The sequence below is a fragment of the Niastella populi genome, assembly GCF_002078015.1.
In the GTDB taxonomy this organism is placed as follows: domain Bacteria; phylum Bacteroidota; class Bacteroidia; order Chitinophagales; family Chitinophagaceae; genus Niastella; species Niastella populi.
Window position 1 is genome coordinate 1 of the sequence record NZ_LWBP01000244.1, and the last position, 5,076, is coordinate 5,076.

General features: G+C 40.7%; 3 protein-coding genes. All 3 read left to right on the forward strand.

The features are described from left to right. The first annotated feature begins 444 nt into the window (after window positions 1–444). Window positions 445–2,385 (forward strand): hypothetical protein, encoded by a 1,941-nt coding sequence (locus A4R26_RS32425; protein ID WP_081171051.1) that lies wholly within the window; start codon window positions 445–447, stop codon window positions 2,383–2,385. A gap of 616 nt (window positions 2,386–3,001) precedes the next feature. Then, window positions 3,002–3,490, forward strand: coding sequence for a YfiR family protein (locus A4R26_RS32430; RefSeq protein WP_165760492.1), 489 nt, complete (start codon window positions 3,002–3,004; stop codon window positions 3,488–3,490). Between the two features lie 123 nt (window positions 3,491–3,613). Beyond that, on the forward strand, window positions 3,614–5,076 hold a 1,463-nt coding region (locus A4R26_RS32435), incomplete at its 3' end, for a GAF domain-containing protein (RefSeq protein ID WP_165760493.1).

Consider the following 5,076-nt stretch of genomic DNA (forward strand, 5'->3'; position numbering starts at 1 on the left):
GTTGCTTCGTCATCATCAACAAGTAGTATCGAATATACTTTCTTATTCATAAGAATTGATTTATTGGATATCTATAAGCGGGGTGTATAATAATAGAAAACGATCTAACAACAGTTCGTTGTGATTCGTTAACCATTATTCGCAACCTGCTTTAAAGTTACAATAAATATGAACATAAATTTAATATCTAAAAAGTAGTTTATTATCCATCCATTTTTTATCATTATAAGCTATAAGTAAATACTTATTTCATTGAATTTAAACCCATTTTTCCGTAATTAAGTTGCAAAATGAAGGTTATATATTTAAGTTTATGTGAACTTATCTATTTCATTTCGGATACCAATGACTATAACACCTGATGTAAACCCAGCCAATAAAATGAGATAAGCGTTACCGTTTAACCGTGAGACAGCTATTCCGATTTACCCCAAATCCGTGCGTATGAAAACCAAATATTACTCATTCTTTTTGCTCAACATTTTTTTTATCATTGGTTGCGCATTGCATTGCAAAGCCGTTTCTACTGATACCATTAAGGCAGGTTCCTATGTTGTCAATATGGGTATTACGCCGCAAACGTTTGGAAACGGTTTAAAACCCTATGGGTTGGTGTATGATCTGTTGAAAAATTATAAAGTGCCGGTCAAATGGGTGATTAATCCTACAAAATCGAAAGATGGCATTGATTTTACGCACAACGGAGTCAATTACCGGGGAGGCACTTTTATTATTCCCTTTGAATATCGAACAACGGCCGTTAATACAACAATAACTTCCTGGGAGTCGCAAGGGGTGACTGGAAACACAACTGTCAGTGACTTTATTACAGATGTTTACAGCACGCTGCATCATCCACCGGTTTGGACACTGGATAAAGCAAACGGCGCAGTGGCCGTAAACTTTTTTAACAATGCCGGCATTCCGTCCTCAGCCTATGGCGGCACCAGTTCAACTAACTGGAAAGACCCATCGCAGCTTAGTGCTTGTGATGATATTTTCGTACTGCCGCATGCCGATCCTACTTGGGCAACGCATAATAACTTATACTATTGGAACCTAAACTACAAGGGAAATATCTGGTCGGGTTGCCATGCGGTGAGTGTGCTGGAAAATCTTACCGACCCGGGAATCACCATACAGTTAAATTTTCTAAGCACATCCGGTTTGGTAAATTACACTGCGCATTCCAATGGTTCGCCTCCTTTCCTGTATAACTATTCCACTGATGCGGTCATGCAATTCATGCAAACGCTTGATAATGCTACCAATAATGGTTCAGAAAGAATTTATCTTCCTAAGTCTGGAGGCGGATGGAGAGCATCAACAAAATTAGGGGTGTACGATGCCTCCCAGGCAGATGTACCCTCCTTTTCTCCCGGCCCCGCGGCTGTCGTGCCATATGGTCGCGCATATGGCGATAATGACAGGGGTTGGGTTATGTATGAAGGAGGACATGATATTAATAGGAGTTCGGTTGCCGTTGCGGAAAGAGTAGCAGCCCAGCGAGCTTTTTTAAATTTTTCTTTTTTCAGTACCAGCGATAAAAATGCCTGGTTTGATATTCAATTACATAACGTACAAGACGTAATGATGGCTAACCAGCCGGTTAACTTTTCCTTTTCCGTTCCACCAGGTGTTAATCTGGCAAATTATACCATTCAATGGTCATCTTCCTGTGCCGGAACATTTTCGCCAGATGCCCACCAGCAATCGGTCAGTTTCACGCCGTCTGCAACTAATACGGCCTCCATTATTACAGCAACTTTGCTTGATGGCTGCAACAGGGAAGTATTTGCCAGTAAAGGAACCTATATCAGTTCTGTTCTGCCCGTAAGAACTGTTATCATCGGCACCTATAATTCTTCTATCCGGTCAACTACACTGTATTGGACAGCGTTCAATAACCTTACAGTTCATCACTTCGAAATTGAAAGGAGCGGCAATGGCTTTGATTTTATAAAGATCGGCGTACTTCCTCAGTCCGGGCATACTACAACGGCCTCCTATAGTTTCACTGATCCTCATCCATTGCCCGACCAACCCTATTATCGGTTAAAAACCGTTTATGAGAGTAATGCATCAAACCACTCCAATGTAGTATTATTAAAAAGCAGCGAACCTGCTTCTGGTATCAGGATGCTTTCGAATCCGGCAAGAGGTAATATAAGTTTTAGTTATTTTTCCGATGCCAACGATACCATAGTCGCCCGGGTAATTGATATAAATGGGAAGGCATTAACTTTTGGCAGGTATCCGGTCAGAAAGGGATGGACAACTGTATGCTTGAATTCCCAAGCCAGGATTCCGGTAGGTTTATATCTTTTGCAGGTGATAACGAAAGGCCAAACGATCAATGAAAAGGTGAGCATAGCAGGTATGTAACCGATAACTCTTAAAACAAACTGGGTATATAAGACAGGATTTACGATCTTTAACCGTTTCAATTATGTAAATATCAAGTCCGGCCCCCTGCGCCGGATTTGATGTTTTATGAAATACGATGTGGAAAACTATATAAATTTTTATTTTCACTCCTTTTGAAATAGCAAACTTAATCTTCTTTGTATATTGTAACAACCATTTGGTATGTCCTGGTTTGTGAGAACGCAGGTTGTCCCTCTGCTAACAGAAATACCCTTACTTCAACTTCGGAATTATTTACTGAGTTGTGCACTAATCACATCGCAGTGTAAGCCTGTTCACTTCCGTAGGGGCTTTCATGACAGCATAAGTGTTTAGCTTTAAATACTAATACGATCTTTATTTAAAATTAAAAGTAAGGTTCATTCCTGATCAATTACTTACATGTTATTAAGCGTTATTGCAACATATATCAAGTGATTATGCATGCACAAGTAAAAATATTACCTGGCATTTTAAATTAAATCCTGTTCCGGTGAATCGCTTCATTACAAGCTTAGATAAAAGTAATGCTCTTTTACAGTGCCAAAACAAAATAAAACGGGCAATTAAATGGCGTTGTAAAGCCATCCTAATATTGCCTGTTCTTCTTTTCTCCCTATTTCAGGTTTGGGGCCAGAATGCCTATGCCGTTCAAGCCAATATTATTTACCGTTTTACCAAATACATTAACTGGCCCGATGAGAAAAAAACGGGTGATTTTGTGATCGGTGTAGTAGGCGATACGCCTTTGTATGAAGAACTAAAGATATTCACCTCCAATAAAACAGCGGCCGGACGGCCTTTTGTTATTAAAAAATTCTCCGGTTCTGCCTCAGCTTATAATTGTCACATTTTATTTGTTTGTGAAGATGAAAGCGCAAGCGTTAAACGCATAGTCGCTAAAACTGCAGGTACACCCACGCTGCTGGTTACCGAATCGGAAGGATTATCACGCAAAGGGTCCTGTATCAACTTTATAGTTATTAATGATCATCTTAAACTGGAGATCAATAAAACCAATATCGAAAACCGGAGCCTGGGCATTGCCTCTGAATTATTGAACCTGGGAATTATTGTAAAATAAAGGCAAGAATGCATTATGAAACTAAGTATCAAAAAAAGAATAGTTTTCAGTTTCTGGTTCTTAGGCTGCGTGTTTTTAATCAATGGTATTTTTACCATTATTGTCCTTTGGCAAAATCAAAAAATGGCTGAAAGGATCTCAAATGTCGTTTTGCCTTCCATGCATGGTATCGATGAATTGAATTCCATGCTGCTGGAATCGAAAATGTATACCACCAACTGGGTGTTCCTGCGATCGAACCAGGAAGATAAAGTACTACTGAAAAATATACATGACATGGAGTATTATTCTTTAAAGAAAAAGATGACGGCTTATACCGGCAAATGGGCGCACGCAAACATTACCGACAGCTTGCTGCAAGTGTATATTCGCTTTGAAAAATTGCTGGTTATTGAAAAAGAGATCATGCAATCGCTGCAAAAATTTGAAGATTATGATGACCCCGTGATAAAACTGGAAGCCGAAAGAAAGTTGGAAGATGAGGTGCTTCCGCAAACGGCAGCAATCATTCTTTCGCTTAAGAACATCGATAAACTTGGCAATCAATATGTGGAACAGGAAAACGCCAGGCTGGCGCAGCGACGGTCTGATATGCGGGTATTTATTATTGTTTTATCTGTGGCATTCCTGCTCATTGGGTTCTTGCTGTCAGTTTATTTTTCCAGAATAATCATTGCCCCCATTACCCGCATCCGTCATATGATAAATGATCTGGGGTTAGGAATTATCAGTAAGGTTGAATATAATACCACCCGCGATGAAATAGGCGAAATGGTAGTGGCTGTAAACAATTTGTCGGCAAAATTGCAAGTCGCCAGCAAGTTTGCCCATGAAATAGGAAAACGCAATTTCGATATGCCATTCCATCCGCTGAGCAAGGAAGATACCATGGGTAAAGCGCTTATTGCCATGCGTGATGATCTGAAAAAAAGTGAAAAGGAATTGTTGAATGCCACTGGCCACCTGCATAAGAAAGACCAGTTACTTCAAGCTGTCGCAGACGCCACACATGAGCTGATCAGTAATTGCGACCTGGAGAAAGCCATTGGAAAAACAATGCGGTCATTAGGCTGGGGCATTAATGCCGATGGCATCAATATTTATACCATGCGGCATGAAGAGTATGACAACCAGTTGTACGCTGACTCCTATATGTGCTGGCTGCAGGCGACCGATGAAGTTGATTTTAAATTGCCCGTTCATTACAACACAACCACCATGTCGCATGCCATTCATTCCCTGCGCAGCAACGAAGTGTACGCCCGGCTAACCAGCCAGGTGGAGGATGAATCAGCGAAACTGCTACTTGAGCAAAGGAAGATCAAATCGGTTGCTGCATTCCCTATCTTTATCATGGGCCGGTTCTGGGGTGTTGTAGAGCTCACCAATAGTTATGAACGAGTTTGGACGGAAACCGAGTTCTCCATTCTCAAATCTTTTACCGTTACCCTGGGCTCAGCTATTGAACGCCTTCAGATGGAACAACAACTGATTGTAGCAAAGGATAATGCGGAAGCTGCCAGCAAGGCTAAAAGCGAATTTATGGCCAATATGAGCCATGAATTACGCACACCCATGAACGGTAT

What these genes read in the sequence shown, in the direction of transcription:
- A4R26_RS32425 (WP_081171051.1), top strand. Translation starts at nt 445, where the DNA reads ATGAAAACCAAATATTACTCATTCTTTTTGCTCAACATTTTTTTTATC.